Genomic DNA, 3,648 nt, shown 5'->3' on the forward strand with positions numbered 1-3,648 from the left:
CTACCGCATCACAGGCGTTCTGAGCGTCATCGGTGGCTGGTTCATCACTGCCGGAGCCGCCTTCACCATCTGCTTCTTCGTAGCCCTCGTGCTGCACTACGGCGGCAACATCTCCATCATCGCACTGATCGGAATAGCGATTTTCATCCTCATCCGCAGCCAGGTGATGTATAAGAAACGCAAGGCAAAAGAGAAAGGCAACGAAACGCTGAAACAACTCATGCAGACCGCCGACAGCGAAGAAGCGCTGCAACTGATGCGTAAACATACCCGCGAAGAACTCGCCAAAGTGCTGGAGTACGCCGAAACGAATTTCGAACTGACCGTCACCTCCTTTATACACGAAAACCTGCGCGGACTGCGTCGTGCCATGGGTTCCACGAAATTCGAAAAGCAGCTCATCAAGCAGATGAAACGCACCGGAACCGTTGCCATGTGCCGCCTCGACAACAACACCGTGCTCGAAAAAGGACTCTACTACTATCAAGGCAACGACTTCGCCAGCGAACTGGTGTACAGCATCTCGCGCCTCTGCGAACCGTGTCTTGAACACATCGACAATAACTTCAACCCGCTCGACGCCATTCAGAAAGGTGAATTCAGCGACGTGGCCGAGGACATCACTTATCTGATTCAGCAATGCCGCAAGAAGTTGGAAAACAACGATTATCAGAATATGGAAGAGGAAATCCGCCGTGCCAACGACCTCAACGGACAGCTATCGCAACTGAAACGCAAAGAGTTGCAGCGCATCCAAAGCCAGTCGGGCAGTATCCGGGTAAGTATGGTTTATCTGACCATGGTGCAGGAAGCTCAAAATGTAGTGACTTACATCATTAACCTGATGAAGGTAAGCCGGAAATTCCAAATGGAAACAGAAATGCCGTAAGGTGGCTCATCCCCCAAAAGCACACAACAAAAGGGTTTATCTTCAAAAAGTCTATCTGATTAAATAAAATGCATTAGAGATAAACCGGAAAAAGCAAGAAGGGCTGCTCCCAAGCAGAATTGGGGCAGCCCTTTTTATGATTGGACGGTTGACTGTTATCCAATCTGCCGGGATATTCTTTTATAGATGTCAAAATTCTCCAACTACCGCATTATCGGGCTCAAAAAACATAATGTAGCAAACAGGGGTATAGGTGACCCCATTTTTTGATAATACACTTTTCCATAAATCCTACATCTCAGAGCAGGTATGAATCATTTCGCACAAGAAATGAAATGAATTAAATTCCACTACCTATTACTATACAATTACCTATTACTTTCCCATACAAAAATCCCCTTTATTCAACCCCATATCATAGACAGATACGGTTTTAAATAAAAGGGGATTCTCTAGTTTTTAAGAGAGGAGGTCGGTTTATGAATCTCCCGTCTTTTTAGCTTTCCGACGACGGAAGCGCAAGAGTGCTTCCAAAATATCCAATAACTTTTCTAAAAATAATTTCATAGCTTCCTTCTTTAGAGTTAAAAAACAGAGTGAATGGAGCAATTTAATAAGGGAACCGATCATGCATTAGTGAGTCAGCGATTCAGCCTCATTAAACGGTTGGGTCCGGAGCCTCATCGTCGTCGCCTCCGGGAGTGCTTCCTCCGCCGGGAGTGTCTCCGCCTCCCGAATGATTTTTATCATCGTCGTCCACAAAGCCGCCCGCTACGTCCTTGACGTGGACAAATTCTACTCCGGAAGTCAGTGCACGGGTAGTGACGCCATCGGCAGAACGGGTATATTCGGGAGTAAACTGACAGCGCAGCGAAACGATCTGCGAACTGCTGACTTTACTTTCCAACACGACTCCCTTTCCTCCGGCTTTGGCGATCATCGTAAATGTGCCCAAGCCTTCGAGACGTACTGTGCGGCTGTTGAGCAACTGTTCACGCATCACGGACATCAAGTTTCGAATCACGTTGTGGACATCACCCGGTGTCAGAGAAGCCTTCTCGGCGATCAGCTCCGCCATCTTCTGCGTGTTGACCATTTTCGAGAATTTCACGAGGCGGGGGTAATACAGTTTCTGTCCCGCTTTGTTGGCGATATTCGCCTGGTAAGGTTTGTAAATTAATGGCATAAGGTTGTTTTCCTTTCTTTTTTTAATGGTTGATGTAAGTTTTCTATGTGCAATCGATTACGGTGACAAAAGTAGGCGATGGCAAAAAAGTCCGGATACACGATGTAACGACTTGTAACTGAAGAGCACCAGTCGGCACGGCTTCGCACAAATACTGCCTCCAAGGACTTCTGTACAAAGCAACACCAAACGACTAAAAAAGGCGTACCTTTACATTGGCAACGAAAACGAAAGAAAGAAATATAGAAAAGATAGTAAAAGCAGTATCAAAAGACAATGAAAGCAAAAATCATGAAACCAACTTCCGAAGAAAATGCAACCCTGCCCCGCATACAGGCATACAGCAAAAGCCAACTGGCCACTCTCTACCTGCCCCACATACAGCCCGCCTCCGCACGCCGCACTCTCCGCAGCTGGATCGCCAAGAACACGGCACTACAAAACGAACTCGCCCGCACGGGATATTCCGAGAAAGCCATCCTGCTCACTCCGGCGCAAGTAGGGCTCATCTTCCGTTTCTTGGGGGAGCCTTGATTCGAGCTGACTATCCGCATGGCTTCCCCTCCCTTCGGGAAGGGGCTGACTTTTTAGTCAAGCCCCATTCTTCGGGAAGCAAGTATATTTCCGTCACGCCACGTCCTTTTCAAATCTTCTCTTCGTTGGCCGTATAAGGCAGCGTGAACCAAAAAGTACTCCCCTGACCCAGCCGTGAGACAGCACCGATCTTTCCTCCCATCCTTTCGACGATTGCCCGGCAAATGGTGAGTCCGAGTCCCGTGCCCTGCACAAAGCTGTTGAGTTTGACAAAATTCCCGAAGATTTCTTCCAACCGTTCCTCCGGTATCCCGCAACCGGTGTCGGTGACATAGAAATGCAGGAAACCGTCTTCGCGCACATCAAACCCGAACTCAATGCTGCCTTCCCCGGTAAACTTCACAGCATTATTCATCAGATTCATCATCACCTGTACCAGACGGTTACGGTCCGCCTTTACGACACATTCGGTCGTCCGGCGGTGATAGCAGATACAGATGCCGGACTTTTTATTCCTCAACCGGAACGTATCTTCGAGTTCGATAAACAGGCCGTGCACATCTATCGGGGCGTAGTCGGACTCCATCGTTCCGGCTTCGATCTTCGAAAGGTCGAGCACATCGCTGATAAGCTGCAACAGGAGTGTGTTGTTGTTTTCAATGATGTTGATATATTCCTGTTTCTCTTCCGAAATCCCCCTTTCCGCCGACACCAGCAGCGAGGAAAAGCCGACAATGGCGTTGAGGGGAGTGCGTATTTCGTGGCTGATGTTGGCGAGGAAAGAAGATTTGAGCGTGTTCGCCTCCTCGGCTTTCACCTTTGCCTGTACGAGCGCTTCCTCCATTTCCTTTCGTTGGGTGACGGTCATCGAAGTGCCGATAAGGCTCAGCGGTTTTCCGTTAGCGTCGCGCTCGTCCACGGCTGCGCGCACTTCTACCCATTCATTCTGTTGCGGGGAAGGAAGCCACTGTCTGCCTACCCGATATTCCTCGCGCATTTTCTGCGTTTCGCCATTGGCGAGGCGCTCGAAGGCGTCCCG

Annotated in this window: 3 protein-coding genes and 1 pseudogene; 2 read left to right on the forward strand and 2 right to left on the reverse strand. The window is 49.0% G+C overall.

The window, feature by feature from the left end; translation table 11 throughout:
- A pseudogene (locus DW640_RS22875) lies at positions 1–889 on the forward strand (inorganic phosphate transporter); the annotation flags it as partial.
- A gap of 658 nt (positions 890–1,547) precedes the next feature.
- On the opposite strand, the gene DW640_RS22880 reads toward DW640_RS22875, so the two are convergent.
- Positions 1,548–2,075, reverse strand: coding sequence for an HU family DNA-binding protein (locus DW640_RS22880; protein WP_016269584.1), 528 nt, complete (start codon positions 2,073–2,075; stop codon positions 1,548–1,550).
- Positions 2,076–2,351: 276 nt separating this feature from the next.
- On the opposite strand from DW640_RS22880, the gene DW640_RS22885 reads away from it, so the two are divergent.
- On the forward strand, positions 2,352–2,609 hold the full coding sequence (locus DW640_RS22885) for a DUF4248 domain-containing protein (protein ID WP_008761088.1): 258 nt from the start codon (positions 2,352–2,354) through the stop codon (positions 2,607–2,609).
- Between the two features lie 109 nt (positions 2,610–2,718).
- On the opposite strand, the gene DW640_RS22890 is transcribed toward DW640_RS22885, so the two are convergent.
- Positions 2,719–3,606: a sensor histidine kinase KdpD gene (locus DW640_RS22890; protein WP_233525473.1), complete on the reverse strand. Its 888-nt coding sequence runs from the start codon at positions 3,604–3,606 to the stop codon at positions 2,719–2,721.
- Positions 3,607–3,648: the final 42 nt, after the last annotated feature.

This window comes from Bacteroides sp. AM23-12, assembly GCF_003434395.1.
In the GTDB taxonomy this organism is placed as follows: domain Bacteria; phylum Bacteroidota; class Bacteroidia; order Bacteroidales; family Bacteroidaceae; genus Bacteroides; species Bacteroides thetaiotaomicron.